The following is a 622-nucleotide window of genomic DNA, read 5'->3' as shown; positions in this document are numbered from 1 at the left end:
TCTTAACCAACCGCTCTTTAACAACTGAATCAAGCAATTCGTGTGGGTGCTTGTGGAGTCAGACTGATAGTCAACAAGATTATCAGCATCACAAGTTACTCCGCGAGAAATCAAAGATGTAACCAACGATTGCTGAGCCAAGTTTAGGGTTTCTTAAAAACCCAAAGATGTTTGAACTGAAGAGTTTGATCATGGCTCAGATTGAACGCTGGCGGCAGGCCTAACACATGCAAGTCGAGCGGATGAGAGGAGCTTGCTCCTGGATTCAGCGGCGGACGGGTGAGTAATGCCTAGGAATCTGCCTGGTAGTGGGGGACAACGTTTCGAAAGGAACGCTAATACCGCATACGTCCTACGGGAGAAAGCAGGGGACCTTCGGGCCTTGCGCTATCAGATGAGCCTAGGTCGGATTAGCTAGTTGGTGAGGTAATGGCTCACCAAGGCGACGATCCGTAACTGGTCTGAGAGGATGATCAGTCACACTGGAACTGAGACACGGTCCAGACTCCTACGGGAGGCAGCAGTGGGGAATATTGGACAATGGGCGAAAGCCTGATCCAGCCATGCCGCGTGTGTGAAGAAGGTCTTCGGATTGTAAAGCACTTTAAGTTGGGAGGAAGGG

Annotated in this window: 1 rRNA gene; it reads left to right on the top strand. The window is 50.5% G+C overall.

The features are described 5' to 3' along the window. Positions 1-173: 173 nt before the first annotated feature. Positions 174-622, top strand: a 16S ribosomal RNA gene (locus ACM6IN_RS20435); the annotation flags it as partial.

Origin of the sequence: Pseudomonas sp. IT-P395, assembly GCF_949767675.1 — a bacterium.
In the GTDB taxonomy this organism is placed as follows: domain Bacteria; phylum Pseudomonadota; class Gammaproteobacteria; order Pseudomonadales; family Pseudomonadaceae; genus Aquipseudomonas.
The sequence above is the reverse complement of the archived record's forward strand: the minus strand, read 5'-3'. Positions and strand labels throughout refer to the sequence as shown.